The 25,099-nt window shown below is 59.7% G+C and carries 19 protein-coding genes and 4 pseudogenes; 9 read left to right on the top strand and 14 right to left on the bottom strand.

Going from position 1 to position 25,099, the window contains the following annotated elements:
• Positions 1-10: 10 nt before the first annotated feature.
• From nifT to nifS, 11 genes and pseudogenes are all read right to left on the bottom strand, one after another.
• Positions 11-223 carry a putative nitrogen fixation protein NifT gene (nifT, locus tag A9K66_RS00110; RefSeq protein ID WP_067318665.1) on the bottom strand — a complete coding sequence of 71 codons (213 nt, stop codon included), beginning with the start codon at positions 221-223 and terminating at the stop codon, positions 11-13.
• A complete protein-coding gene (locus tag A9K66_RS00105) occupies positions 220-546 on the bottom strand; it encodes a nitrogen fixation protein NifZ (RefSeq protein ID WP_067318663.1) in 327 nt (108 codons plus the stop codon). Before A9K66_RS00105 ends, nifT begins: the two co-directional genes overlap by 4 nt.
• A 90-nt stretch (positions 547-636) precedes the next feature.
• A complete protein-coding gene (locus tag A9K66_RS00100; protein ID WP_067318660.1) occupies positions 637-831 on the bottom strand; it encodes a 4Fe-4S binding protein in 195 nt (64 codons plus the stop codon).
• Positions 832-863: 32 nt separating this feature from the next.
• Positions 864-2,345, bottom strand: a complete 1,482-nt coding sequence (nifB, locus tag A9K66_RS00095; RefSeq protein ID WP_067318658.1) for a nitrogenase cofactor biosynthesis protein NifB — start codon at positions 2,343-2,345, stop codon at positions 864-866.
• 252 nt (positions 2,346-2,597) lie between these two features.
• Positions 2,598-4,355, bottom strand: coding sequence for a nif-specific transcriptional activator NifA (gene nifA, locus A9K66_RS00090; RefSeq protein ID WP_067318656.1), 1,758 nt, complete (start codon positions 4,353-4,355; stop codon positions 2,598-2,600).
• 143 nt (positions 4,356-4,498) lie between these two features.
• Positions 4,499-4,798: a ferredoxin family protein gene (locus tag A9K66_RS00085; RefSeq protein ID WP_067318654.1), complete on the bottom strand. Its 300-nt coding sequence runs from the start codon at positions 4,796-4,798 to the stop codon at positions 4,499-4,501.
• A gap of 12 nt (positions 4,799-4,810) precedes the next feature.
• Positions 4,811-6,118 (bottom strand): FAD-dependent oxidoreductase, encoded by a 1,308-nt coding sequence (locus tag A9K66_RS00080; RefSeq protein ID WP_067318652.1) that lies wholly within the window; start codon positions 6,116-6,118, stop codon positions 4,811-4,813.
• 11 nt (positions 6,119-6,129) lie between these two features.
• Positions 6,130-7,236, bottom strand: coding sequence for an electron transfer flavoprotein subunit alpha/FixB family protein (locus tag A9K66_RS00075; protein ID WP_067318650.1), 1,107 nt, complete (start codon positions 7,234-7,236; stop codon positions 6,130-6,132).
• A gap of 20 nt (positions 7,237-7,256) precedes the next feature.
• On the bottom strand, positions 7,257-8,108 hold the full coding sequence (locus A9K66_RS00070) for an electron transfer flavoprotein subunit beta/FixA family protein (RefSeq protein WP_067318647.1): 852 nt from the start codon (positions 8,106-8,108) through the stop codon (positions 7,257-7,259).
• Between the two features lie 185 nt (positions 8,109-8,293).
• Positions 8,294-8,677 (bottom strand): nitrogenase stabilizing/protective protein NifW, encoded by a 384-nt coding sequence (gene nifW / locus A9K66_RS30930; protein ID WP_245307368.1) that lies wholly within the window; start codon positions 8,675-8,677, stop codon positions 8,294-8,296.
• A 66-nt stretch (positions 8,678-8,743) separates the two neighbouring features.
• Positions 8,744-9,880 (bottom strand): annotated as a pseudogene (nifS, locus tag A9K66_RS00065) (cysteine desulfurase NifS); the annotation flags it as partial.
• Between the two features lie 717 nt (positions 9,881-10,597).
• Here nifS and A9K66_RS00060 point away from each other — a divergent pair.
• From A9K66_RS00060 to A9K66_RS00050, 3 genes are all read left to right on the top strand, one after another.
• Positions 10,598-12,454 (top strand): ABC transporter ATP-binding protein, encoded by a 1,857-nt coding sequence (locus A9K66_RS00060; RefSeq protein WP_067318646.1) that lies wholly within the window; start codon positions 10,598-10,600, stop codon positions 12,452-12,454.
• Positions 12,455-12,991: 537 nt separating this feature from the next.
• The gene (gene fdxB / locus A9K66_RS00055) at positions 12,992-13,303 is read left to right on the top strand and encodes a ferredoxin III, nif-specific (RefSeq protein WP_067319590.1); all 312 of its coding nucleotides are present in this window, start codon (positions 12,992-12,994) and stop codon (positions 13,301-13,303) included.
• Positions 13,300-13,953, top strand: coding sequence for a nitrogen fixation protein NifQ (locus A9K66_RS00050; protein WP_067318644.1), 654 nt, complete (start codon positions 13,300-13,302; stop codon positions 13,951-13,953). The genes fdxB and A9K66_RS00050 overlap by 4 nt, the downstream gene beginning before the upstream one ends.
• On the opposite strand, the gene rpoN is transcribed toward A9K66_RS00050, so the two are convergent.
• The 3 genes and pseudogenes from rpoN to A9K66_RS00035 all read right to left on the bottom strand — a co-directional run.
• Positions 13,950-15,404 carry an RNA polymerase factor sigma-54 gene (gene rpoN / locus A9K66_RS00045; protein ID WP_067318642.1) on the bottom strand — a complete coding sequence of 485 codons (1,455 nt, stop codon included), beginning with the start codon at positions 15,402-15,404 and terminating at the stop codon, positions 13,950-13,952. The genes A9K66_RS00050 and rpoN overlap by 4 nt on opposite strands.
• 64 nt (positions 15,405-15,468) lie before the next feature.
• A complete protein-coding gene (locus A9K66_RS00040; protein WP_067318640.1) occupies positions 15,469-16,017 on the bottom strand; it encodes a peroxiredoxin in 549 nt (182 codons plus the stop codon).
• Between the two features lie 702 nt (positions 16,018-16,719).
• A pseudogene (locus A9K66_RS00035) lies at positions 16,720-16,941 on the bottom strand (transposase); the annotation flags it as partial.
• Positions 16,942-17,810: 869 nt separating this feature from the next.
• Between A9K66_RS00035 and A9K66_RS00030 the strand changes: the two are divergent.
• The 6 genes and pseudogenes from A9K66_RS00030 to A9K66_RS29975 all read left to right on the top strand — a co-directional run.
• Positions 17,811-19,028 (top strand): cytochrome P450, encoded by a 1,218-nt coding sequence (locus A9K66_RS00030; RefSeq protein ID WP_067318636.1) that lies wholly within the window; start codon positions 17,811-17,813, stop codon positions 19,026-19,028.
• A gap of 43 nt (positions 19,029-19,071) precedes the next feature.
• Positions 19,072-19,257, top strand: a pseudogene (locus A9K66_RS31560) (ferredoxin); the annotation flags it as partial.
• Between the two features lie 266 nt (positions 19,258-19,523).
• Positions 19,524-20,063, top strand: coding sequence for a nuclear transport factor 2 family protein (locus A9K66_RS00025; RefSeq protein ID WP_067318634.1), 540 nt, complete (start codon positions 19,524-19,526; stop codon positions 20,061-20,063).
• A gap of 184 nt (positions 20,064-20,247) precedes the next feature.
• A pseudogene (locus tag A9K66_RS29980) lies at positions 20,248-20,416 on the top strand (aminocyclopropane-1-carboxylate deaminase/D-cysteine desulfhydrase family protein); the annotation flags it as partial.
• Positions 20,417-20,602: 186 nt separating this feature from the next.
• The gene (locus A9K66_RS28920) at positions 20,603-21,250 is read left to right on the top strand and encodes a 4'-phosphopantetheinyl transferase superfamily protein (RefSeq protein ID WP_082953612.1); all 648 of its coding nucleotides are present in this window, start codon (positions 20,603-20,605) and stop codon (positions 21,248-21,250) included.
• Between the two features lie 798 nt (positions 21,251-22,048).
• A partial coding sequence (locus A9K66_RS29975) for an amino acid adenylation domain-containing protein (protein WP_197507426.1) occupies positions 22,049-25,099 on the top strand: 3,051 nt, incomplete at its 3' end.

The raw sequence follows: 25,099 nt of genomic DNA, 5'->3' as shown, positions 1-25,099 counted from the left end.
CAACCCGGAGTCAGTCCTCGTCGGAAATCTTTCTTGCCTCCACGGTAATCGGCAAAGCCGTATCCCGCGGAAGGTCGGGCAAGACTAACCGCCAGCCGTTCTTCAGCGTCACAGCCCCACCCCACAAGTGTTCGTTGTCGACCTTGATGATCGGCTCTTCGAGATCCTTTTTGGGAATATATGCCGACAAGCCAGCACCGGTCCTGCGGATCATTACCCTCATCGGGTCGCTCCTTCGTCAAAACCAGCATCGATTTCGGCAGTGCAAGAAATCCCAGCCGTCTCGAGGCTCATGAGTTCACGCGCACGCATGCCGACGATGGTGCCGCGATCGACCCATTCGACCGCATAGATGTAGAATTGCTGGAGAAAGGTGCCGATGTCGCGCACATAGCCCTCGTCGCCTTTGCGCACCAGGTTTTCACCGATCTCCTTGCCAGGATAGGTGCCGTCATTTTTTATGTGGCGTGTGGCGCGGACCCGCTCACCCGGCACGAATCGCGGGGGTGCACGGATTTCGATGTCCTGTTCGCGTCCGAGGCTCATGGCCGTTCCTTTCTCTCGGCTGCAGCTTTCCAACAGGAGGTCGACGGTCCTTCGGAGGCGCCTGACCCGGTCGGTAGCCGAAATGGAGGGTCAGGCGGGGACGCAAGTCTTCGACACCGGACATACCGAGGCGCATTGCTGCGTTTCGAAGGCCCCCTCGCATTCGGTGCACTTTTTTGGATCGATCACGTAGGTCTCGCCCTTGAACTTGATCGCGCCCGAAGGGCATTCGAACTCGCAGGAGCCGCACTGGGTACATTGGGAAGCGATGATCTTATAGGCCATTTTCAACTCCGGTTCGGTTTGAATGAGACGGCTCAGGCCGTCGCAGCCAGTGGCTCACCCCCAAACTCGGCTGCGTAAAGCGCGCCGATGGCGGTCTCGATGTAGTCATACCCGTAAGCATCCGTTGCTCGGATACCGCCTTCTCTGAGTCGATCCTCGGGGCAATTTCCAATTCTCGCGCACAGCACGATGTCTACGCCCTCGAGCGTAGAAATGACGCCGTCGAGGCTCGTGTCCTCGGCCCGGCCGCCCAGGCAATACTGCTCAACCTTGCGATGACCGACGAAGCTGATCCCTTTCGGCGAGGCCTCGTAAACCTGGAATTCCTTCGCATGGCCGAAATGCTCGTTGATGCGGCCGCCACCTTTGGTCGCTACCGCGACCAGAAGCGACTTGCCGGAGCCCGCGGTCTTGACCATCCCGAGCGCCTCGCTCTTGGCCGCCATGCGATCGCCCCGCTCGCGCGCGACCACCGTCCGATAGGCCTCGCGCTTGCTGGCGTCGTAGGTGACCTTGTCGGGAAGCCGGTCGAGCGTGAATTCCTGGCCACGATCCTCGCCCAGCATGCCGACAGCATCGGCCCGGCACTGCCGGCAGTGGCGCATGAGCTTGGCGCCGCCTTCGAGACGATCCTGAAGGGTCTTCAGCTCCATTGCCGTGGGGCCGCACTGCCCGCTCAAGCCGTAGTGCGTACCGTGTGCCGGGTCAGAAATCAGCGGCATGACATTGTGCAGGAATGCGCCGCGCTCCTTGACCCATTTATTCACCTCGATCAGGTGCTCGTCGTTAATGCCGGGGATCATGACCGAATTGATCTTGGTGAGGATGCCGCGCGCCGTCAGCATCTCCAGCCCCGACATCTGTCGTTCGTGCAGGATCGTGGCTGCCTCGACGCCGGCATAACGGCGGTGATCATAAAAAATCCATGGGTAGATCTTGGCACCGATCTGCGGGTCGACCATGTTGATGGTGATCGTCACGTGATCGACATTCATTTCGGCAAGCTCGGCGACGTGGTCTGGAAGCGCGAGTCCGTTGGTGGAGATGCACAGCTTGATGTCGGGGATTGCCTTGGCGACCAGTTCAATTGTCGCCTTCGTGTTCTTCCAGTCGTAACAGGCATCGCCCGGTCCGGCGATGCCAAGTACGGAAAGCTGCGGCACTTCGTTGGCGACCTCGATCACCCTGCGCAGCGCCTGGTCGGGCGTCAGCCTCTCCGACACGACCCCGGGCCGGCTTTCGTTGGCGCAGTCATATTTGCGATTGCAGTAGTTGCACTGGATATTGCAGGCCGGGGCGACCGCCACATGCATGCGCGCGAAATAGTGGTGCGCTTCCTCTGAAAAGCAGGGATGATCCTTGATCTTCTCCCAGACAGCTGTGTCCATCTCGTGCGGCTTTGCGGAGGAGCCGCAGGATGAAGATGCGCAGCCAGCGGACCTCGCTCTCGCCGGCAACTGATCGAAGGATGTCGTGCCGGAATGGCCCTTCAGCGAAATCATCGGTGCGGACATTGAAGGGCTCCGTGCGTGGTGAACTTCGCACGTCAGAGCGCAAGAGATATGCCAACTCCAAAAGCGGGTTTTGTCCGTCAATGTTGGCTTTACGTCCGCCTTTGTGCCCCACTGTGTCCGTTTCGCTGCGACACGGTTGTGTCAGGTCCCCGACGACGGACAAAACGTGGTCGCGAAACGTACCCGTGTTTGTCTCAGTTTTGCCTATTGCGGGGAGCAGCCGTGCCCCAAATGTGGTGCCATCAATGACGTTTAGAACTTCTTCACGCCGATACGATGCCTGCGCAAAGCATAGCCGACCTGCCGCGGCGTGAGACCGAGGAAACGAGCCGCCTTGGCCTGAACCCAGCCGGCTTTTTCCATAGCCTCGATTAGTCGGTCACGTTCCGTCAGACGCGGGTTCATTGCAGGGCAAGCGGGATGGTTGTCGCAGGTCTTGCCGGGCGATGCCTCATTCTGGGAAGCGCCGCCTCGCATGGCAGGCAGCGGTGACCCAACCGGCATCATATTGCCACGTGCGAACTCGTCGACGGCATAGCCGCCTTGCGAACCGCCGACTCCTTTCCACAGAAGCGAAGAAAGGCACTGGCTGTTCTGGCAGGCGAAATCTGCCGGACTTATTGTCTTTGAACGCGCAAGTGTGGCCGTCCGTCGCACACAATTCTCCAACTCACGCACGTTGCCAGGGAAATAGCATTGCGAGATCAGGTCAAGCGCCGACGGCATGAAGGCAAGATCGCGATGGTTCTCCTTGTTGAATCGGTCGAGGAGAGATTTCGCAAGGCGTGGAATATCGCCCGGGCGTTCTCTGAGGGGAGGCAGGACTATTGGCACCACGTTGATGCGGTAATAGAGGTCGGCTCTGAACTCTCCATTCCGGACAGCCGTCTCGAGGTCCTTATTGGTGGCGCATATGAGCCGCACGTCAACCTTTAGGGTCCTGGTGCCGCCCACTCGCTCCAGTTCTCCTTCCTGCAAGACGCGCAACAGCTTGGCTTGAAAGGCAGGCGAAATCTCGCCGATTTCATCAAGCAGCAGGGTTCCGCCATTAGCCAATTCGAACCGGCCGGCGCGCTGCAGGATAGCCCCGGTGAAGGCGCCCTTCTCGTGGCCAAAGAGCTCCGATTCCAAAACGCTTTCGGGCAGTGCGGCGCAGTTCAATTTGACGAAGGATTTCTCCCTCCTATGCGAAAGCTTATGGATGGCCTGTGCAAAGAACTCCTTTCCGGTACCGCTTTCGCCTCGCAGAAGCACGGTGGAATTGGTCCTGGCCACGACCGAGACGATCTCGAGCACTTGCTTGAGCGCGGGACTTTCTCCGATGATTCCGTCTATCTTGACATGCGGATGCCGGGCCGGATGGGTCCCGTCCTCGTCGAGCGACTGCTCTGGTCTCGGTTGCTTTTCGATAAGTGACTGACGAGCCGTGCTCAAAGTGCGATGGAGGCGGATGGTCCGAGCGACCAGATTGGCGACCATGGCCAGGAAGCGTAGGTCCTCCTCGCAGCCGAACATGGCAGTACCGTTCTTGACGCGGTCGATCGACAGTGTCCCGAAGATCCTTTCCTCAGCCTTTAGCGGGACACCGATAAAGGCAGTTGCGATCGTACCGCTGCTGGATTGAGGATCAGCCTGGAATAGCTCAGACGTGCTTGTGTCTTGTATGACAATCGGCACTCCAGTAGCGACGATTTTGTCTATTACGGCCTGGGGTACGACGCTGCCGGCGCCTGATTGAGTGACAGTGCCGCCGCTAGTTGCGCTAATCTGCGGCTGTCCTTCAGTGCCCAGGACGACGATTGCACCATGACGCATATGCATAAACGAGGAGAGGACATTCGCGACATTGGCAAGCGTAATCTCCAGCCGGGCCGGGGCAGTCAGAACCTTCGATATCTCGTAGATTCCCCTGAGCAAGCTGTCCGCGTCGCGCACCGCTTCGACCGCAGGTGCAGGCGGAGTGTTTCGTGATCCAATTTCACCGACCTGATCTGAAGGCATGTGAGCCATGCGAACACCTCAAGCGTTGTCTAAGGTGTCCCTCCCGAGCCCTTTTTGTATTTTGCGTTCGAGAAACATAGTCGGTAATTGCGACCAATATTGACGGTCTTGACCGCAATTTGCGAACCTCTCGTTCTCGCACTTTGCGCCGGTCATCCGAACTTGAAGAGAACGCCGAAGCCGCCGCGCGGGTAATTCCACACGATCTCACCGCTGGCCTCGCACAGCACGCGACACGTGCCGCATTCCATGCAGCCGTCGGAAGTGGTCTCCACCTGGCCCTTGTCGTTCAGCTCATAGCACTTGGCCGGGCAGATGTGTGTCAGCGCCAGCAGGTTCGCGCTCGGCCTCTCGTGCGGTTGCACTTTGATATGCGGGCGGCCCGGATCGACTAGATAGCGATTCTGATAAAGCTTCTCCTCGACGCGTAACTTTGTCACAGCGATCGTCATCCTGTTTCTCCTTCAGCGCCATGCGAGTGCCAGGCGGACCACATCGCTGATCAGCCCCCAGCGCGAACGCGCCTTGATGAAGGCAGCAGTGGTCGCCTTTTCCTTCTCGATTTTCGGAGTGCCGTCGACGCGCATGAAGTTCTGCGCGGCCTGCGACATCAACTGCGGGTAAGTCATGAAGAAATTTCGGGAGTTGGTGTGTATCAGGGCCGGCATGTCCTTATATTTCCGCAGGTCTTTGACTACGAAGGACTTGTCCAGCATGGTCTTGTAGAGGGCCAGGTTCTTCCTGATCATCGGCTGGTTGCGGCCCTTGATCTCAATGATCGCCTCGCCCGCGATGCGACCGGAAGTCATGGCAAGGTTCGAACCCTCGCGGTGAATAGCGTTGTTCAGTTGGGCGGCATCGCCGACCGCGACCCAACCGTCGCCGAAGAGCTGCGGAATTGCCTTGTAGCCACCTTCCGGAATGAGATGCGCGGAATACTCCTTGACTTCCGAGCCCGCAATGAGCGGCCGGATCGAAGGATGGTTTTTAAAGGCATCGAGGAGGACGTATGGGCTCTCCATTGTCTTGGCGAAATCGGAGACGAGGCAGCCGATGCCCAGAGAGATCGACTCCTTATTGGTGTAGAGGAACGCAAGTCCAGCCATGCTGCGGGAGATCGTGCCCGCCGCTTCGATCACGCAGCCTTCGTCCCCTTGGAGGCCGAACCGCTGCTCAATGACCTCATCGGGTAGGAAATGCATCTCCTTGACAGCGAGCGCCACGCTTTGTGGCTTCAGCATCTTGCGCAGGCCGGCCCGTGTACCGAGCAGTCCGTTGACACCTTCTGCGAGCACGACGACGTCCGCGTAGATCGGCCCGCCAGCCCGGTCGGTGCGCACGCCGATCACCTTACCTTTGGCATTGCGGACGAGGTCGGTCACTGTCGTCTCGCACAGAACCGTCGCGCCGGCCTCGCGCACCTTGCGCGAAAACCACTTGTCGAACTGGGCGCGGATGATTGTGTAGCGATTAGGCTTCGCCTCGTTGAAATCATCCGATCGATACTGCATCCCGGTGTGGGAGGTGTCGTCCATCACCCAAAGTCGCTGCTCGACCAGATGCCGCTCGAGAGGCGCATCATTCCGGAAATCCGGGATGATTTGCTCCAACATGTCGGCGTACATGATGGCGCCCTGGACATTCTTGGAGCCCGCATACTCGCCGCGCTCCAACTGCAGCACCGTCAGACCCTGTCTTGCCATAGTGTAGGCGGCCGCGTTTCCGGACATACCGGCGCCGACGACGATGGCGTCGAATTCTTCTTCGATCATGGCCGTCTCCCTTAGCTCGCAAGCTTGTCGTGACTGTGTGGCGACAGCCGCCGGGTGAAAGCTTCCGTCAATGCCGGCAGGAAACGGATCGCATCGGTGACGATGCCGAGGTGGGCAAAGTCGAAGATCGGGGCGTTCGGGTCGGTGTTGATGGCTACGATCAAATCAGCCCCCTCCACGCCAACCCGATGCTGAATGGCGCCCGAAATCCCGGCCGCTATGTAAAGCTTTGGCCGGATGGTCTTGCCCGTTTGGCCAATCTGCCGATCGGCCGGCATCCAGCCCTTCTGGACCAGCGGGCGCGAACAGCCATATTCGGCGCCGATTGCGCGCGCTAAATTCGTCACAAGCTGCAAATTCTCCGCTGAGCCGAGGCCGAGGCCTCCGGCAACCACGATGTCGGCGTAGGCGAGATTTGCCTTTGCCGATTGGCGATCGAGCTTGAAGCCAAGGACTTTGGTAATGATCTCTTCCTCGGTCATCGACAGCTTGTGGCGGATGACACGCCCAACCGGCTTATCCGTTCGCGGTGGCATGGCCATGACCCTCGGTCGTACGGTGGCCATTTGCGGCCGGTAGTTGAGCGTATAGATCGTGCATAGCAAGGAACCGCCGAAAGTCGGACGGGTCGCGGCGAGCGAACCGTCGACATCCACATCGAGTTCGGTACAGTCGGCAGTGAGCCCTGTCAGCAAGGTCGTCGCTACTGAGCCGGCGAGATCCCTGCCGAGCGTGGTCGCACCGAGAAGCAGAATTTCCGGTTTGTGGGTATTGACCAGATCCGTCATCGCCTTGGTGAAAGGCTCGTTGCGATAGTCAGCAAGCAGCGGTGCCTCGACGAGGTAGACAAGGTCGGCGCCGTAAGCGAAGGCCTCGGCAACGGCATGCTGGGTGGCCTCACCCGGCGGTCCGAGCACGATTCCCGCAAGCTGAATGCCAAGCTTGTCGGCGAGCTTGCGGCCTTCGCCAAGCAGTTCGAAGGAGACGGGATGGACCTCGCCGCGTTCCAGTTCGATGAAAACCCAGACATGCCGATAGTCCCTAAAGTGCTCAGGCAATTCCTTCTTGATTCCGGCACGGCCGGCGGACGGAGGGGCTTCGCGTTTCGCGTTCGACATCGTCTCTCCTTGCCGTCTCGTCACTGGCCGCCGTCGAAGGCGAGTTCGTGTTCCAGCGCTGGCTGGCGTGTGAAGATTGCGGCGATCAGTTCGTCTGCGACGCCATGCTGCGTCTTGTCGGTCATGTCGATCTGCGTCGCCTTTTCCGCCCGCGTGGTAGGGGCGAAAACGCGCTTGACGACCGTCGGCGAACCGCGCAGGCCGCATTTGGTGAGGTCCTCAATGCCAGCTTCGGCCGCGCTCCACTTCACGATCTGGCTGCGTGCGGCGCGCATGGCGTCGTCGAGCGAGCCCCTGCGGATTTCGTTGGTGCCTTCCAGCATTGTGATGAGGCATGGCAGCCTGCTTTTCAGCATCTGCGTACCGCCTTCCGAACGGCGCTTGACGGTGATCTCGCGCGCGTCGAGATCGATAGAGGCGATCTTCGCCACATAGGTGAACTGCAGGAGGCCGAGGCGCTTGGCGATGCCGGGCCCGACTTGGGCGGTATCGCCGTCAATCGTCTGCTTGCCGGCGAAGACGATGTCCGGCGCGCCGAAGGTCTCGCCAATTCTCACGATTGCCCGAGAAAGCGCAAAGGATGTCGCCAGCGTGTCGGAGCCGGCAAAGCAGCGGTCGGTCAACAGTACCGCGCGATCGGCGCCATAGGTGAGCGCCTTGCGCAGCGCATCGTCTGCCATCGGCGGACCCATGGTAAGCACGGTGACCTCGCCGCCATGGGCGCCGCGCAATCTCAGTGCCTCTTCGAGGGCGAACAGGTCGTAAGGGTTGATGATGGTTGGCACGCCCTGGCGCATGATCGTGTTCGTCACAGGGTGGACACGTATCTGCGCGGAATCCGGCACCTGCTTGATACAGACTACAATGTGCATTGCTTCCCTCTCGGCTCTAGTCCGCAAGCCGCCCTGGCGTTCATCTCCTAGGCAGCATCATTCGTGCCAACCGTTCTGCGCTGCTCTGTTCTCTTTGAGATCGGGGTCGTTTTGTTCCGAAGGTGCCGTCGTGATGACCGGTTTTGTCGGCTTTTCGTCATTGTCGCGTCGCAACTTTGTCGCGCTCATTCTGTCCCGAACCGCCTCAGGATCGAATCGAACGGGACAAAGGCGCGGTCCCGAGTGCCGGGTATGTCCGGATCGTGCTCTTTGAGCACCTTGAAGACCCGTTGCGTGAGTGGCGAGGATGTCGCGAAATCCTCATAAGCGCGTTCCAACGTCGCACGCGCCCGCGCGGCGATCACCCCGTCGGGAAGACCGGCGAAATCCTCTTCAGCGAGGTACTGGCCCATGCGCTTCATGATATGGAGCCGCGAAACATTGAGCACCTTCGGATCATAAGAGATGCCAAGGACTTCGAAGAACTCCTCCGCAGCCGACAGGCTCTTCAGCTGGGCGAGGATGTCGGTGACATCGATGGCACGGCTTTCAGCAAAACAGCTGCGCATTGCATTTTCCTTGGCCGGAGAGGGCGGTCGGGGTTGCGTCGTCGCTGGCGAAGACGGGGAAAGGTCACGCAGCTTCTTAACGATCCCGGGCATGACCTCGAGCACCCGGTCGACGTCCTCCTCGCCGTTGTTGCGCGAAAAGGAGAAACGGATTGCGCCGTGTGCCGCGCTATCTGGGACATTCATCGCCACCAAGACATGGCTCGGCTCCAGCGAGCCGGAGGCGCATGCAGAGCCAGAGGAGCAGGCGATGCCCTCGCGATTGAGGAAATGCAGTATGCCCTCACCTTCGATGTGTCCAAAGGCGATATTTGCAGTGTTCGACAACCGCGCTCGTAAATCGCCGGCCACGAAGGCGTCTGGAATGCGCTGGAGAAGTTCTTTCTCGAGGCGGTCTCGCAATGCCTTTACCCGTGTGTTCGCGTCGTCCATGAATTTCAAGGCAAGATCGGCTGCCACGCCGAGGCCGACGATGCCTGGCGTATTCTGGGTGCCCGCGCGGCGGTTGCCCTCCTGGCGTCCCCCCTTGATCAGCGGACAGAAGCGCACGCCGCGCTTTACATAGAGTGCGCCGACCCCTTTCGGTCCGTGTAATTTGTGACCGGAGAGAGACAGCATATCGATTGCGGTCGATTTCAAGTCGATCGCAAGCTTGCCGACCGCTTGCACCGCGTCGGTATGGAAAAGGGCGCCGACGTCCTTGGCCAACTCAGCAAGCTCGACCACCGGGAAGATCGTTCCGGTCTCGTTGTTCGCCGACATGATCGAGACGATCGCAACGCGCGGGGTGAGGGCGGCCTTATAGGTGTCGAGGTCGAGCCGGCCGTGGCGATCCACCGGAATCCTATGCACCTTGATGCCGCGCGTCTTCTCAAGGTGAGCGCAAAGCGTCAGCACGGCCGAATGCTCGACTGCGGAAGTCACGATCTCAGTGCGCTCAGGCATAACCTCGAGCGCCGAAAGGATCGCCGCGTTGTCGCTTTCCGTCCCGCCCGAGGTGAACGTGATCTCGTCGTCGAACTCCGCGCCGATCAGCGTTTGCACCTGCAGGCGCGCCTTTCTCACCGCCGCCCCGGCGGAAGCGCCAAAATCGTGGCTCGACGAAGGGTTGCCGAATTGCTCGGTAAAAAACGGCAGCATTGCTTGAACGACGTCAGGATCGACCCGTGTCGTTGCGTTGTTGTCCAGATAAACAGGCCTCATGGATGTGATCCTTCTCCTGGGGGCAATTACGCAAAGCGCACGCCCGACTGTCATGATGATGGCTAGCCGAAGGAGTTGCCGCGGCCATGTTCGGCCCGCGCTTCTTAGGGTCGGCGCGGCCGCTCGCCTCGACATAGTGCGCCAGCCCTGCACCGGCCTGCGAAGGCCCGGTCTTTAGGCCACGGCGTTTTCGGTGCGCTGGGCGTGGACTGTTTCTCCTTCAGGCCGGGACGCGTTCACGAACAGCTACGCATAGACCGTGCCAAACAAGGAGATCATTTCGAAACAATAAGATGGCTCCAACACTGCTATGTCGCATGTCCGACATCGGCGGGCATTGTTCGACGGTGAACGCCGTTGAATTGGGCGTGAATTCCGCTTCGCGTGAGGAGCAATCCGTCGGCCGTCCGCCAAGGATGTCCGCGTCACCGATGCGTCCTGTCGGTTTGTTGAGTGCGCGACGCGGCGCTGTTCGGCCGCCGCTGGCTTCTGAGATCTCGTTGTCATTGAAAAATATAAAGAAAATTCTTCTGGGTTTCCTTCTGAGCCTTTGGCACGGCTATTGCGGTTCTCTCCTCGTAAGGCAGCGCGCCGAGATTCATCTCGCGGTGACATCGCGATCGATGGAAGGAAGAAAGCAACATGTCAGGTCCGGATCGGCAACCCGCGTTCCGAGCGACGTTTTCGTCCTCACTCAGATCTTCCATTTCAGGTTTCTTGAGGCCGGGCGTCCTGGTGCGCTCATACAAAGCCACGCGTCGTTTTCACATCGATCTGCGCGGCGCCGCCTTTCGCGACGTTTTCGCCTTCACGATACGCCACTGCAGTAGGCAGCCGGTCCGGCTCGCGATCATTATGATCGCGGTGCTTGGCGCAACGCTCCTTGACGTTCTGACGCCGCTCTATTCCGGAAGGCTCGTAGATGCGGTCGCCCAAGGAGCGGCAGCAGACGCGGTCGTGTGGGATGCGGCACTTGCGGCCTTTTCGATGTTGATTGCGCTCGCACTCGGCGCCGTCGTCATGCGCAACATCGCCTTCATTGCATACAATGACTTCATTCTGAAGATGATGTCCGACATCGCCAGCGACGCGTTCCATCGCGTCCAGCGCTTTTCGGCCGATTGGCATGCGAGAACCTTCGCCGGCTCGACGGTGCGCAAGATCACGCGCGGCATGTGGGCGCTCTGCGCCCTCAACGACACGATCCTTTTCGCGTTGTTTCCCTCGCTCATCATGCTCACAGGGTCGAGCGTTCTACTCGGCTGGTATTGGCCGACGATGGGGCTGATCATCGCCTGCGGCTCGGTTGTCTATGTGGCGCTGATCGTTGTGCTGTCGCTCGGCTACGTGGCGCCAGCGGCGAGCCTTGCCAATAACTGGGATACGAAGCTTGGCGGCTCGCTTGCCGACGCGATCAGCTGTAACGCGGTGGTCAAAGGCTTCGGCGCCGAGGTGCGGGAAGATCATCGCCTCGCGAAAGTCATCTCCAAGTGGCGGCACCGCACCCGCCGGACGTGGGTGCGCGGCACGATCAGTGCTGCATTCCAGGGCATCATGCTTCTTGCGATGAGAGCGGCTTTGATCGGCTATGCCTTATTTTTGTGGGCGCGCGGCCAGGCTACCCCAGGCGACATCGCCTTTGTGCTCGCGTCTTTCACCGTCCTGTATGGCTACTTGCGTGATGTTTCCATGCACGTGCGCAACATCCAGCGCTCTGTAAATGAGATGGAGGAACTGGTCAAAACCTGTAGCCAGCCGCCCGACGTGGCCGATGTTCCGGGCGCCAAGCCGATCCGGATCACGAAGGGTCACATCGATTTTGAGAGCGTCCATTTCCACTACGGCAATCATTGGTCGCCGTTCTACAGCGACTTGTCGATTTCGATTGAGGCCGGCGCACGGGTCGGTCTTGTCGGCCCCTCTGGCTCCGGCAAGACCACCTTCGTCAAGCTCATCCAGCGGCTCTACGACCTAGATGCTGGACGAATCTTGATCGATGGGCAGGACATTTCGCGGGTGACGCAGAGCTCGCTGCGCTCGCAGATCGCGATCGTGCAGCAGGAGCCTCTCCTGTTCCACCGCTCGCTAGCCGAGAACATAGCCTATGGACGGCCGGGTGCATCTCGGTCCGACGTTGAGCAGGCGGCGCGACTCGCCAGCGCGCATGACTTCATCGCGCGTCTGCCGAACGGCTACGGTACGCTGGTCGGCGAACGCGGCGTGAAGCTTTCAGGCGGCGAACGCCAGCGTGTGGCGATAGCGCGCGCCTTCCTCGCCGATGCCCCGATCCTGATTCTGGACGAGGCGACATCGAGCCTCGACTCGGAATCGGAGGTGCTGATCCAGAAGGCGATGGAGCGGCTCATGGTCGGGCGCACCACGCTCGTCATTGCGCACCGGCTCTCCACGGTGCGCGAACTCGACCGGCTGCTTGTCTTCGACCGTGGTTGCATCAGCGAGCAGGGCGACCATGCCGCACTGATCCGTCGCGACGGCATCTATCGCCGCCTGTTCGAGCGGCAGGCCTTGGAGCTGACAAAGGGGTGGGATGAGCCCAACGTGCAACGCGGTTGAAGGCGGCGTGACTTCAGCTTGCCTCCCCAGCAATCCTGTCGGGCCGTTCCTGAAAGGCGGCCGCCACTGTCGTCGGATCTCTCGATTCCACGACACGCCTGGGGCCGACCTTTCTCCTGCCGCGCTCTCGAGTAAACCGATGAATGGGATGCAGACAATTTCTTATGAGCTTCGTCCTGCGTTTCCGTCACGGCACTTGAGTCTTCCTCCTGAGGCGGCAGACGCGCGATCATTTAAATTCTGGTTGATGCGATCAATGGAGCGAAGGAAAGCAACGCGCCGCGTCCGCGCCAGATACGCGTTCTGTGGCATAGAGGCTGTCGCCAAAATCGACGCCCTCCCAGCGATCGCTCACCGCCCGCGTCGACATCGGGCACAAGATCTTGAATGTCGGCCGCGCCCCACCGCTCTTATGCCGAACTCGAGACGTTCCGGAAAATCGCCGAAGCCGGCACGCCGGCGATGCGGTCGCTGCCATCGAAGCGCGTCCCGAGATGGCGCGGGCGTAAGAAAACCGGCTTGCGAGGAGAATTCACAATGACGGGCGTCACCCGCGACGGCTCTCCCTGGACGCCGCACTATCTGACGGCGATCGATGGCGCGACCTGCATCGGCTGCGGCCGCTGCTTCAAGGTCTGCTCGCGCGAGGTCATGCACCTTCATGGCGTCGATGACGCAGGCGAAATCCTCGGCATCTGCGCAGGCGAGGATGACGACTTCGACGGCGAGCTCAACCGCATGGTCATGGTTGTCGACCATCCCGGCCGCTGCATCGGCTGCGGCGCCTGCGGCCGCGTCTGCCCGAAGAACTGCCAGACCCACCTTGCGGCCGACAAGCTTGCTGCATGAGGTGGGGACAAGACCAGGAGAACGGCGCCACATTCGCCGATCACCGTGGTTGTTTCAGCACCAGCCAATGGCCGCCGACAGACGTGGGGGCGGCGTTCGACCGGCATGCGCTTGCCTGTGTTGCCTACCTCGCGTTCGAGGAGGTCGAGGCCGGCAAGGCGACCGCGACCGAAGCAACCGGCCTTTCGCGTGCCGACCTGCGAGATGTCATGACACGCTATTTCCCGGCTGTGCCCGTCAACAGCTTCGCGCTGGAAAAGCTGGCCGATCCTGAGCCGGATATGGAGGAAGAGCTTCTGCGCGGCCTGCTCATTGGGCATGCCAAGCCGGGCGATCCGGCGAGCACCCTCTTCGCCAAGATCATCGCCAGGCGTAGTTTGCGCAATGACCATCTGTGGCAGGACCTTGGCCTTTTCAATCGGGCCGAACTCAGCCGCTTGATCGCCAGGCATTTCCCGGCGCTGGCGGCCGGTAACACCAAAAATATGAAATGGAAGAAATATTTCTATCGTAAGCTCTGCGAGGCAGAAGGCTTTTCGCTATGCACCGCGCCCAGTTGTCAGGAATGCCGCGATTTCGAAAGCTGTTTTGGCCCGGAGGAAGGCGAAAGCCACTTGGCACGGATCAAGAACGGGTTCGCTTTGGATTAAGAGCCGCCTCCGTCGCCGCCTCCGCCTGGGCTTGATTGGCATCGAAGCCGCACGCGCTTCTCCCGGCGACGTCGCGCGGAGGACGGGATGTTCAGCGCCTCACGATATTTCGCAACGGTGCGGCGAGCAATGTCGATCCCGGTGTCCTTGAGCCGGGTGGCGATGTCGTCGTCGGAAAGCACCTCGTCGGACGATTCCGCGGCAACCATCGCCTTGATTTGATGGCGGACAGCTTCGGCGGAGTACGCGTCGCCGCTTTCGCAGGAGCCGATCGCGACGGTGAAAAAATACTTCAGTTCGAACATGCCGCGCGGGGTCAGCATATACTTGTTGGACGTCACCCGGCTTACCGTCGATTGGTGCACGTTGATCGCATCCGCGACAGTCCTGAGATTGAGAGGCCGCAGGTGGGCGACCCCATGTTCAAAAAAGGCGTCCTGCTGGCGGATGATTTCAGCCGTTACCTTGAGGATCGTCTTGGCGCGCTGATCAAGGCTGCGGATTAGCCAGTTCGCGTTTTGGAGGCATTCGTTGAGAAATGACTGGTCTTTGGAATTTTGGGCGCTAAGCCGGGAGACTTCGGCAAAATAGTTCTGGTTCATCAGCAGCTTGGGCAGCGTGTCTGGATTGAGTTCGATTTGCCACCCACCTCCGGGCGAGGGCAGGACCAAGACGTCGGCTATGATCGATTCAGGCCCCCCGGATTGGAATCGGTTTCCAGGCTTGGGATCGAGCGCGCGGATTTCGTGCAACATGTCGAGAAGGTCGTCTTCATCAACACCGCAGTGGCGCTTCAATGTTTGAAAATCGCGTCGCGCTAGCGCTTCAAGATTGGCGACCAGCGCTGCCATCGCCGGGTCGAACCTGTCTAGCTGCCGCAATTGTATCTCAAGGCATTCGCTGAGAGTTCGCGCAAAAATCCCCGGTGGATCGAACTGCTGCAAAGTTCCGAGAACCCGTTCCACGTCAGCCTCCCGGACATTCAGGCTGCTGGCCAGTTCCGAAAGGTTCACCTGAATGTATCCGGTGTCTTCCAGATGAACGGCAAGCTCGCCAGCTATTCGCCGCTCCAGCGGCGCAAATGCGCTGAGAGCGATCTGGCGAGCGACATGGTCGTGCAGTGTTTCGGTGGACGCGCAGTAGTCTTCGAGAGCATTGTTTCCCCCGGGTGCGACATTGTTTTTGCCTCGGATTGATTTCCACTGCGAGGCCCGATCCGATACTCCGCCCATCGTTGGCCCGATGTGCGGGGTTCCGGCCGAAATCGAAGGAATATCCTTCGGCGCCTGGTTTGATGCCCGTTCCAGAAAGGGGTTCTTCTCGATTTCCTGCTCGACGAACTGATGCAGTTCGGGATGCGCCAGTTGCAACAGGCGAATGGACTCCATCATTTGCGGCGTTAAAACCAACGATTGCTTCTGACGCTGAAGCAGGCTTGCTGAGGACTGCATGGTTAGCGTGAAACTCCTACCGAGCGACCCTTGGCCTTGTGCAATGGGATTTTCGAGACGTAGATCATGCAGCCGTCACGGCTTTGGCGGCTTTCAGCGTTTCAAGAATGTTCTGGGGGGAGGAGACGCCATAGGGGTCGGTCTCGCAGTTGTCAGAAAAACCTTCCTCTTCGAACCACCGCTCCACCAAGCCATTGTTGATCAGAGCGGCGTAGCGCCAGGAGCGCATACCGAAGCCGAGATTATCCTTGGCGACCAGCATGCCCATCTTGCGCGTGAACTCGCCTGAGCCGTCCGGAAGGAGCACGACCTTCTGCAGCCCCAAGGCCTTCCCCCACGCATTCATGACGAAGGCATCGTTGACGGAGACGCAGTAGATCGCTTCAATTCCCAGCTTCTCAAATTCGTCATAGAGGTCTTCGAAGTTGGGCAGTTGGTAGGTCGAGCAGGTCGGGGTGAAGGCGCCTGGCAGCGAGAAAAGTATGACGCGCTTGCCGACAAAGTAGTCGTCGGATGTCTTTTCTTCCCAACGGTATGGATTTGGACCTTGGACTGAATCATCGCGAACACGCGTTGAAAAGGTGACGAAAGGAACCTTTTTTTTGACGGTCATCAATGTTGCTCCTGGAGTAAAAAATGAGGCGCTGCTTTTTCGCTTGAAACTGCATCGATCTCGGCCGGCAATTCGGCCGAGCGCCGCGCGTTTGAGTGTCGGCCTTGGATCAGCCATGGCAAAACCGCTCGCGAGCACGGGCGGCTGAAGAAAACGAAGTCTCGATTTGCGGCGGCAACGAGAACGGTCTCACTACGCCCTTGTACGGGGTGTCGCGATGTCAGCAATGGTCTTACTCCTGGCCACCTTGTGATGGTTCTGCCGAGTAATACGCAAGCGCCATGCCATTCGATTTTAAGGCTGGGGTCACACTGGTTTTTGCAGCGACACTCTTTGCCTTGAGCGGCCAGGACCGTGCCTTCGCCAAGACCGAATGCCCCCACAATCACCTGATCGTGAGCTCTGGCTAGAGCGCAGCCTCAAACCTTTTTTGTCCGTAGCTGGACAAAAATGTCGGAAGTCGGACAGGGGGCCTCGGCGCGGAGAACAGGTGGCTCAAATTAGAACCGGATAAATCTGGGGCTGATTACAGGAGTCGATCGGGGTTAACCCGACGAGGGTCCCTGTGGCCTTCGTTCTCAGGTTTGAGACGGCTGACGGAGCTTACGCGTTTCGCCCTGTCGACGCTCTCCGATCGTGTCCCGCGGGGTGGTGTAGCTGGCGGCATTGGTCGCCGTGCTCTCCCGGCAAGGGCCGGGCTGATCAGCGCGCCACGGCTGGCAGGCTGATCAGGGGGTCATCGCTCATCTGGCTGATCGTTTCCAGGGTCATATATCTGGCCCGCTGCACTGCCCATTCATCGTTCTGTTCGAGCAGGATTGCGCCGACGAGGCGCACGATCGCATCGTCGTTCGGGAAGATTCCGACGACCTCGGTGCGCCGCTTGATCTCGCCGTTGAGACGCTCGATCGGATGCGTCGAGTGCGGCTTCATAACCGCCGAGCTACACCACCTGATGGGACACGACCCGCTCTCCACAGAGCTTCGAAATTGACAATGATTACAAAAAGCCCAACACGTCCGTTGGCAAGGTGCCATGTGCATCTTCCTGAACGGCGCCCGCGTGATGCGGGCACGGTCCCGAGGTGACGGGAAACCGCCTTGCACTCGCGGAGCATTTTGAATCTGCCGCGACTTTGCTGTCGGCTTTGTCATGTCCGCGACACGGCTGTGCTCCGCCAAGCTTGCGGCTGCGCATTCGTTCAAGCGTTGAAGGATATGTGGAAAATCTCCTGCAGGGCTCTTTCCGCGCCGCTGGCACGACTTTTGAAGCTCTCTCGTGAGACGGCGGCAGCTACCGCCTAGTGTTCATGTTGTGGGTGACATCGCGATCAATGCAGCCAAGGAAGACAACATGTCGGGTCCGCGTCGAGCGACTCCAAAGGCACTGCCTGTGAAAGCCCGACCGGCGTGACTGGCGTGGACACCCGCAGTTCGCCTGGCACCGGCCAACGGCCATCGATCGAAGAGGAGATGAGATTCGACCCGCATGTTTGCTCATGCCCTCATCGCGTGCGCTCGTGGAAATCGAGGAAAGCGATGTCGACGGGTACCGCCTCTCGCGTGCCGCGCTACGGACATCCTGAAGAGATGACGGCCTGAATCCGTTGTGGGGAAGAGCTTCATTTCCGGCTCGCCGGTCGAAGCTGGAAAATGCCGCGTCTCCGACGATTTCGCTCGTCGCTCTTTGGCGGGCAGGCAGCGGTCTGGCCAAGAGGGTTACAAGCTTGCCGGATGGCCAAGATGCCATGCCGCGCGGCCTTACTTAGTGTTTAGACGGCAGGAGAAATCCAATGGCGATCAACCCGGTTCCAGATCATGTCCCGCCCGAAATGGTGAGGGACTTCAGCCTGTTCACATCGCCGGGCATGCCACCAACGCCCAACGGGGATCCACACGCAGCGGTCGCTTGCGCACATGACGGGCCTCCGATCTTCTATTCCCCCTACAACACGCAAGATGGCCGGGGCACCTGGGTCATCACCCGCGCCGCAGACCAGCGTAAGGTGCTCCAGGACGCTGATACCTTCTCCAGCCATCGCAGCATCTTCTCCTCCATACTGGGCGAAACCTGGCCGACGATCCCGCTTGAGCTCGATCCACCGGCCCATGGCGTCTTTCGCTCGCTACTTAATCCGCTGCTTTCGCCCAAGCGGGTGACGGCACTGGAACCTGCTGTCCGTGAGCTAGCGATCGCCCTGATCGACGGGATCACCGCATCAGGCACGAGCTGCGACGTCATGAAGGATTTTGCCTTTCCGTTCACTGTCGGCATCTTCCTCCGCTTTCTGGGGTTGCCGGATCAGGGACTCGATACATTTGTCGGCTGGGCGAAAGATCTGCTCCACGGCGACGAAGTGGAACGACCTGCGGCTGCCCGCAAGATTGTGGCCTTCATCGATGAACTTGCAACCAATCGCCGCAAGGATCCGGCCGACGATCTCATGACGTTCATCGTGCACGCACGGGTCGAGGGCCGCCGGCTAACCGAGGAGGAAATCCGTGGCATCGGCGTGCTTGTCTTCGTCGCGGGACTTGACACCGTCGCAGCAGCTATAGGCTTTGATCTGGCTTATCTAGCGCGCAACCTCAAGGATCAGGAACTGCTGCGCAGCGAACCAGATCGCATCCTGCTCGCAACCGAAGAATTGCTGCGGGCCTATCCGGCCATTCAGTTGATCCGCGTGGCTACGAAAGATGTCGACTTCGAAGGCGCGCCGATCCGAAAGGGGGACTATGTTTCCTGCGCCACGATGATTGCAAATCGCGATCCGGAAGAATTCGAATCCCCCAACACGGTCGATCTGGCGCGAGAGCACAACCGCCACGCCGCCTTTGGCTATGGTCCCCATCGTTGCCTTGGCTCACATCTTGCCCGGCGCGAGATTGTAATTGGCCTGGAGGAGTGGTTGGCGCGCATTCCGGCCTTCCGGATCAAGCAAGGTACAGCGCCCATCACCTGTGGCGGTCATGTGTTCGGAATCGAAAATTTGATCCTGGACTGGTCGTGACCATGGTCTTCCTGAGCCATCGCAAGACAATGGAGGCAGCGCCATGCGCATTATCGTCCACAGTGCCAAATGCCAGGGTCATGCGCGATGCTCGGCGCAAGCGCCAAGCATTTTCACGCTTGATGATGAGGGATACGTCCTGCCTGGCGATATCAATGTGGCGCAAGGGGACGAACTGCTCGCGTCACGCGCCGTGCGATCCTGCCCCGAACATGCGCTAGAACTCGACCGCACAACCGCCGCGCGGTTCGTCCGGGCACCATTCAACCAAAAGCTGGCGAAGCTTAGGTGGAATCGACGAGACGTGGCCTCACACCCTCAAGCAAGGCGTCCGGCCGCTTCCCTGCCTACATTCTCTCCGGCGTCAGACCTCCATGACACGCGCGACACATGAAGTTGCCTCCTTTCTGGCTCTTCAATTGCCGATCGGATCGTCCTTGCACGGCCCCGAGAGGCACAAACGCCCCTCCCAATCTCAGAATTTGCGACAGAGCGATGGACCAGGCAAAAATCACCCGACTGCACGACCGCGAGGCGATCCGCGACTGCCTTTATCGGTACTGCCGCGGCATGGACCGCGCGGATGCGGCTGCGCTGCGCAGTGCGTATTGGCCCGATGCGCATGACAGTCACGGCGCCTATTGTGGCCCAGCCGGGGGCTTCATTGAGTTTGCAGTCGATGTCTTCAAGACTGGACCGCGCTTAATCCACCAGATCACGAACGTATTGATCGAATTCATCGATCCGGCGGAGGCCGTGGTCGAAAGCTATTTCACCGCGCTGCAACGCGGACCAGATAACGACGGAGAAGTACGCCAGGTACTCCTCTGCGGCCGTTACTGCGATCTGTTTCAGAAGAGGGAAGGGGCGTGGCGCATTGCCGAACGGACCGTGGTTTACGATTGGGTCGAAGAGCAGACCCCAGCAGCGGTCCCCGAAGCAGAACGGTTCGGCTTGCGGCAACCGATCGGAACAGCGCATCCCAATGATCCGGTTTACGCGCTCAGGAAGCGCCGCAGCTTGTCATCAAAATGAAAATGCAATGCATGTCACCACAATGCTTTCCAAGGCTCCCAACTGGCGAAACGCATCGCGGGAGCGGTCCCGGAACGCAGTACGTCTATCAGGTGGTCGGAAAGCGCGGCCGACCAATCCAAGCAGCGCATATGGAACGAGTTTTGCGTGGCTAGTTCAGCTGAATGACATCGGCGGAGAGGATATGCTGGAAAAATTCGAGCGTTACCCGCTCACCTTTGGACCCACACCCATCGAGAAGCTCGACCGGCTGGGCTAAGCATCTGGGCGGTAACGTGGAGATCTATGCCAAACGCGAGGACTGCAACTCCGGTCTGACGTTCGGCGGAAACGAACTCCGCAAGCTCGAATACCGTCATGAATGGCTTCAGGCCCTCAAGCAACAGGTGGCCGCAATCCATTGAATCGAGCCTGCTCAGGCCGGGCGCGAAGTGCTCGAGGATAAGATTTGATGCATGGGGCTAGCCTTCGAAGCGGCCGGCGCCTGCCACGTCAGACAATCGACTGGATTGTAGCTAAGGAGCCAAAGAGTCAAAGTGATGGAGACCATTACGTTTGCTCAACAGGAGATCCTCATCGGCCTTCGTAGGATACAACCCGCCGATGAGGATGCCTTGTTCCCTTCCGAAATTGCTGCCCTGGGGCGAGCTGTTGCGAAGGTCCGTCGCCGAAGTGGTTCCGCCAGGATCATCGCTCGAACGCTGCTTGGCGAACTGGGGTTTTCGCCAAAGCCGATCCTGAAGACCCGGCTTGGTGTTCCGATCTGGCCAGATGGCGTGATTGGATCTTTAGCCCATCACGACACGGTGGCCGCCGCCGCCGTCGCAGACAGGAAACATATTGCTGCACTCGGTATCGATATTGAACCAAATGAGCCTCTTCCGGACGGTCTGATCGATTTGATCGCAACGCCCAAAGAGCGAAGCATGTACGGCCTGCGCCTGCTTCGGCGGCGGGACCTTTTCGTCCTGAAGGAGGCGGTTTACAAAGCGTATTGCCCAACGCACAATGAAATACTCGAATTTCAAGACGTTGAAATCGACATTGGCGCCGGATCAGGTGCCGTGCCCAAGGCAAATTGTTCCTTCTCAGTTAAACTCGTTCCATCAAGGAATGTCCTGGGTTTGGCCTATCTGAGCGCTCGTGCGTCGTCTGAAAGTGGCCTCCGTTCAAGCGATTGTGTGTGAAGTTCGCGAGACTACCGGCCCCCCGGCGGGACCTGCGGGAATGAAGCCCTTCGACGGCCAGTCTGCTTTCTCAAGAGCCTCACCTGTGAGCCCGAACCACTCGATCGGGCGATACCACAGACGTGCGCCACAAAAACCGACGTCCGGTTTCCGTCGAATCGAAGGCGTCCTTCCGAAAGCACCAAACCCCCACCATTCCACAGTAACGTTTAGGCGTGTCTCCCATCACGGGCATCGGCGGCCGCCGGTCTTATCCAAGCCGTCATCAACTCCCCGCACACGGGTGAGCGCTTTCGTTCTTCCGCTCTTTCAACCCAGCTTTGCACCGTTTGTGGCACGCTGATTGCTATGAGACACGAGCATCCGCAGGACTATGGCGGTCCTCGGCCGCGCCGCCCAACACAGACACATAAAGCTTGTTCAACTTATGCCATTCACTGCCATAGATACTGCACTATTAGGTGCGGTTCCCCCAAAACACTTCGCGTCCATCGAGACGCCGCTGTCGTTCATAGCGCAAGGCTACCAGCTCAACTCAATCGGCATTCAGCACGGAACTTTCGAGCAGCTTCTGACCGGTGGCGTAGGCCGGACGGGGCGCCTTCGATGGAAGCAGATCATGCGCTTCGATGGATTGGCGGAGGGATGAAAATGGTACGTCGACCTCCTCCGATGCGCACAGATGCTGGCAAGCCAAGCGGGTATGGTAGACTGCAAGCTACAACGCGGCCAATTTGTTCTAGCGTTATTGTCGGCGGCGGCACGCTGGCGATCAGCTGTGCGCAGCTGGCTATGGAGATGGGCCACGATATTCGCGCGGTGCTATGTGCCGATGCGACATTCGCTAACTGGGTGGATCGCGCCAATCTCCCATGCCTGTCAAGCGTTGAAGAGCTGTCGAGCTTCCTCAAGACCGAGCCGGTGAAGTGGCTCTTTTCCGTTGCCAATCCGTTCATCTTGCCGGCCGATGTGTTGGGACGGATCAGTCAAGGTGCTTTCAACTATCATGATGGTCCCTTGCCGCTCTACGCCGGAACTCACGTGACATCTTGGGCGCTGCTGGCCCAAGAGAGCGAGCATGCCATCACCTGGCATTGCATCAATGATGGGTTTAATCCAGGTGATATAGCGGTTCAGCGCAAAGTGCTGGTTGCGCCTACCGAAACGGCGCTGACCCTGAACCTCAAATGTCATGAAGCCGCCGTCGAGGGCTTCCGCGAGCTGCTGGGTGGCTTGGCGGGGGGCAAGCTCACTACCCGTCCACAGGCGCGGGAATACAGAAGCTATTTTCCCAGGCGCCAGCGGCCACATGCGGCGGGTATTCTGCGCTGGGATCGATCCGCGCAAGATCTGTCGGCGATGGCGCGGGCCTTGGATTTTGGGCCGTTTTACCCCAATCCAATGTGTTTGTGCAAGGCGCTGGCAGGGCAAGAGGTTGTCGCCGTCAGGCGATTGGAGATGCTGCCTCGCCGCTCCGGCCTTGCGGCAGGCCGCCTGCTTGAAATCCATCCGGGCCACTGGCGTGTGGCGACGGGTACGCACGATGTAGAGGTCTGGTTTGGCAGTTTGGACGGTGAGCCGCTGGAGGCACAAGCACTCGCCAGCCGCAATGATCTGGCTGAAGGCGATGCCCTTCCTGTCCTCGGCGACGATCAGGCGCGACGCCTGACAGCCATCCACGAAGAAATAGCGCCTTCGGAGGCTTTTTGGGCACGACGGCTTGAGCAGTTCAAAACTGTGCAGCTGCCTTACCTGTCCTCCGGCACGGCAAAAGCGCCGCCGGCCTGGCAGTCGAGTTCCTGGCAAGTGTCGAATGCCGTGGGGGAGCTTCCCCCTGCCGATCGGGTGGAATACCTGCTTACGGCATGGCTGATCTATCTGGCCCTCGTTTCGGGCCAGATAGATCTTCAACTGGGATGGAGGCCAGCGCCGAAACCGGCGCGAGCCAGGGTGAAGGCGGCGGGGGCCGTTATCGCTTCCGCCGTGCCAATGGAAGTCACCCTCGATCTCGCATGGGACTTCAAGCAAACACGCAAGGCAGTCGCGGCCGAGATCGCTGATCTCAGCAAGCACGAAAGCTTTGCGCGCGATCTTATCGGTCGGTCTCCGCCATTGCGCCATATCGAGGCGCTGCGGTCGCAAAGGCCCTGGCCGGTTGGTGTGGCGATTGCGGGACAAAACAGTTCAGTCGGTCCCAACTCTTCGACCGGCAGATTCGAGGCAGCGCTGCCGGGCGAGCTGGTGACATTCGAGGTTTGCGCCATCGACAGCCGCTTTCGGTGGCATTTCGATGCCAATCGATTGGCCCCGGAGCAGATCGATCGCATGGCCCGGCATTTGGAGACCTTGTTGGCTGATGTGGTTGCCGATGCCGGGCAGCCGGTGGGCCGCATCGAGCTGCTGTCGCGCGAGGAGCGGACCTACCTTTTGGAGGAGCTGAACCGGACGGAAGCGGACTATCCGTCGCACAAGTGCATCCACGAGCTGTTCGAGGCGCAGGTGCGTCAGGGACCCGACAGGGTGGCGCTGGTGCATGAGGCCGAAGCGCTGAGCTATGGCGAGCTCAATGCTCGCGCCAACCGGCTGGCGCACCATCTGATCGGGCTTGGGGTGAAGCCTGGGGATCGCATTGCGACACTACTGGACCGCTCCGTCACGCTTGTGGTGGCGCAGTTGGCCATTCTGAAGACGGGCGCGGTTTATGTGCCGATCGATCGCGCTGTTCCACTCGCGCGACAAGAATGGCTGATGGCTGATTGTGCTGCACGCCTGGTTCTTAGCGAGAGTAAGCGGGTTGATCTCGCCGAGGTGACGATCCCTGTTGTGCCTATTGAGCCGTTAGCGGCCGATACAGAACTGAGCACCGATCTTGGGCTGAGATTGAGCGCCGAAGATGCCGCTTACGTGATGTACACTTCCGGCTCGACCGGCCTTCCTAAGGGAGTTGTTGTTCCTCACCGTGCTGTCAACCGGCTCGCGATCAATAATGAATATTTGAAAATCGATGCCGGCGACCGTGTAGCCTGGGCGGGCAATCCCGCCTTCGACGCCAGCACATTTGAAGTGTGGGCGCCGCTGCTTAACGGGGGCTGCGTGGTTGTAATGAATGCCACCACCGTCTTAGATGCATCGAGTTTTTCCAAGGCGCTCGAACGTCAGAAAGTGACATCCCTGTTTCTGACAACAGCGTTATTCAACCAGTATACGTCATCGATTGCCCCGACGTTATCACAACTCAAATACCTCCTTTGTGGAGGCGAGCGGAATGACCCTTCCGCCTTCCTAAGGTTGCTGAGAGAAGAAGGCCCTGTACGTCTCATTCACTGCTATGGTCCGACCGAGACGACGACATTTGCGGCTACCTATACTGTGGATCCAATGCAGGAGAAGGCTCTAAATGTCCCGATCGGCCGCCCAATCGCGAACACGCGGCTCTATCTACTGGATGCTCATGGCACGCCGGTTCCGTTCGGGGCGGTGGGCGAGCTCTATATCGGCGGGGCGGGCGTGGCGCGCGGCTATCTCAACCGGCCCGAGCTGACGGCCGAGCGCTTCATTGCCAGCCCGTTTGTGGCTGGCGACCGTCTGTACCGCACCGGCGATCTGGCGCGCTATCTGCCGGACGGCAATCTGGAGTTCTTGGGCCGCAACGACGAGCAGGTGAAGATCCGCGGCTTCCGCATCGAGCCGGACGAGATTGCGGCGCGGCTTGTCGAGCATGAATGGGTGCGCGATGCGGTGGTGGTGGCGCGCGAGGATCGCACCGGTGAGATGCGGCTCGTCGCCTATGTGGTGTGCGCGCAGCAAGAGGCGGACGAAGCGGGAGCGCCGGATAAGGCCGGAGCCGGG

This window comes from Mesorhizobium sp. AA23 (assembly GCF_001672435.1).
In the GTDB taxonomy this organism is placed as follows: domain Bacteria; phylum Pseudomonadota; class Alphaproteobacteria; order Rhizobiales; family Rhizobiaceae; genus Mesorhizobium.
Note: the sequence above shows the minus strand (reverse complement) of the source record. Positions and strands in the feature narration are given on the sequence as shown.

Bases quoted from the DNA above. Each gene is read 5' to 3' on its own strand.
- nifT (WP_067318665.1), bottom strand. From the start codon at position 223: ATGAGGGTAATGATCCGCAGGACCGGTGCTGGCTTGTCGGCATATATT.
- A9K66_RS00105 (WP_067318663.1), bottom strand. From the start codon at position 546: ATGAGCCTCGGACGCGAACAGGACATCGAAATCCGTGCACCCCCGCGA.
- A9K66_RS00100 (WP_067318660.1), bottom strand. From the start codon at position 831: ATGGCCTATAAGATCATCGCTTCCCAATGTACCCAGTGCGGCTCCTGC.
- nifB (WP_067318658.1), bottom strand. From the start codon at position 2,345: ATGTCCGCACCGATGATTTCGCTGAAGGGCCATTCCGGCACGACATCC.
- nifA (WP_067318656.1), bottom strand. From the start codon at position 4,355: ATGGCTCACATGCCTTCAGATCAGGTCGGTGAAATTGGATCACGAAAC.
- A9K66_RS00085 (WP_067318654.1), bottom strand. From the start codon at position 4,798: ATGACGATCGCTGTGACAAAGTTACGCGTCGAGGAGAAGCTTTATCAG.
- A9K66_RS00080 (WP_067318652.1), bottom strand. From the start codon at position 6,118: ATGATCGAAGAAGAATTCGACGCCATCGTCGTCGGCGCCGGTATGTCC.
- A9K66_RS00075 (WP_067318650.1), bottom strand. From the start codon at position 7,236: ATGTCGAACGCGAAACGCGAAGCCCCTCCGTCCGCCGGCCGTGCCGGA.
- A9K66_RS00070 (WP_067318647.1), bottom strand. From the start codon at position 8,108: ATGCACATTGTAGTCTGTATCAAGCAGGTGCCGGATTCCGCGCAGATA.
- nifW (WP_245307368.1), bottom strand. From the start codon at position 8,677: ATGCGCAGCTGTTTTGCTGAAAGCCGTGCCATCGATGTCACCGACATC.
- fdxB (WP_067319590.1), top strand. From the start codon at position 12,992: ATGACGGGCGTCACCCGCGACGGCTCTCCCTGGACGCCGCACTATCTG.
- A9K66_RS00050 (WP_067318644.1), top strand. From the start codon at position 13,300: ATGAGGTGGGGACAAGACCAGGAGAACGGCGCCACATTCGCCGATCAC.
- rpoN (WP_067318642.1), bottom strand. From the start codon at position 15,404: ATGCAGTCCTCAGCAAGCCTGCTTCAGCGTCAGAAGCAATCGTTGGTT.
- A9K66_RS00040 (WP_067318640.1), bottom strand. From the start codon at position 16,017: ATGACCGTCAAAAAAAAGGTTCCTTTCGTCACCTTTTCAACGCGTGTT.
- A9K66_RS00030 (WP_067318636.1), top strand. From the start codon at position 17,811: ATGGCGATCAACCCGGTTCCAGATCATGTCCCGCCCGAAATGGTGAGG.
- A9K66_RS00025 (WP_067318634.1), top strand. From the start codon at position 19,524: ATGGACCAGGCAAAAATCACCCGACTGCACGACCGCGAGGCGATCCGC.
- A9K66_RS28920 (WP_082953612.1), top strand. From the start codon at position 20,603: ATGGAGACCATTACGTTTGCTCAACAGGAGATCCTCATCGGCCTTCGT.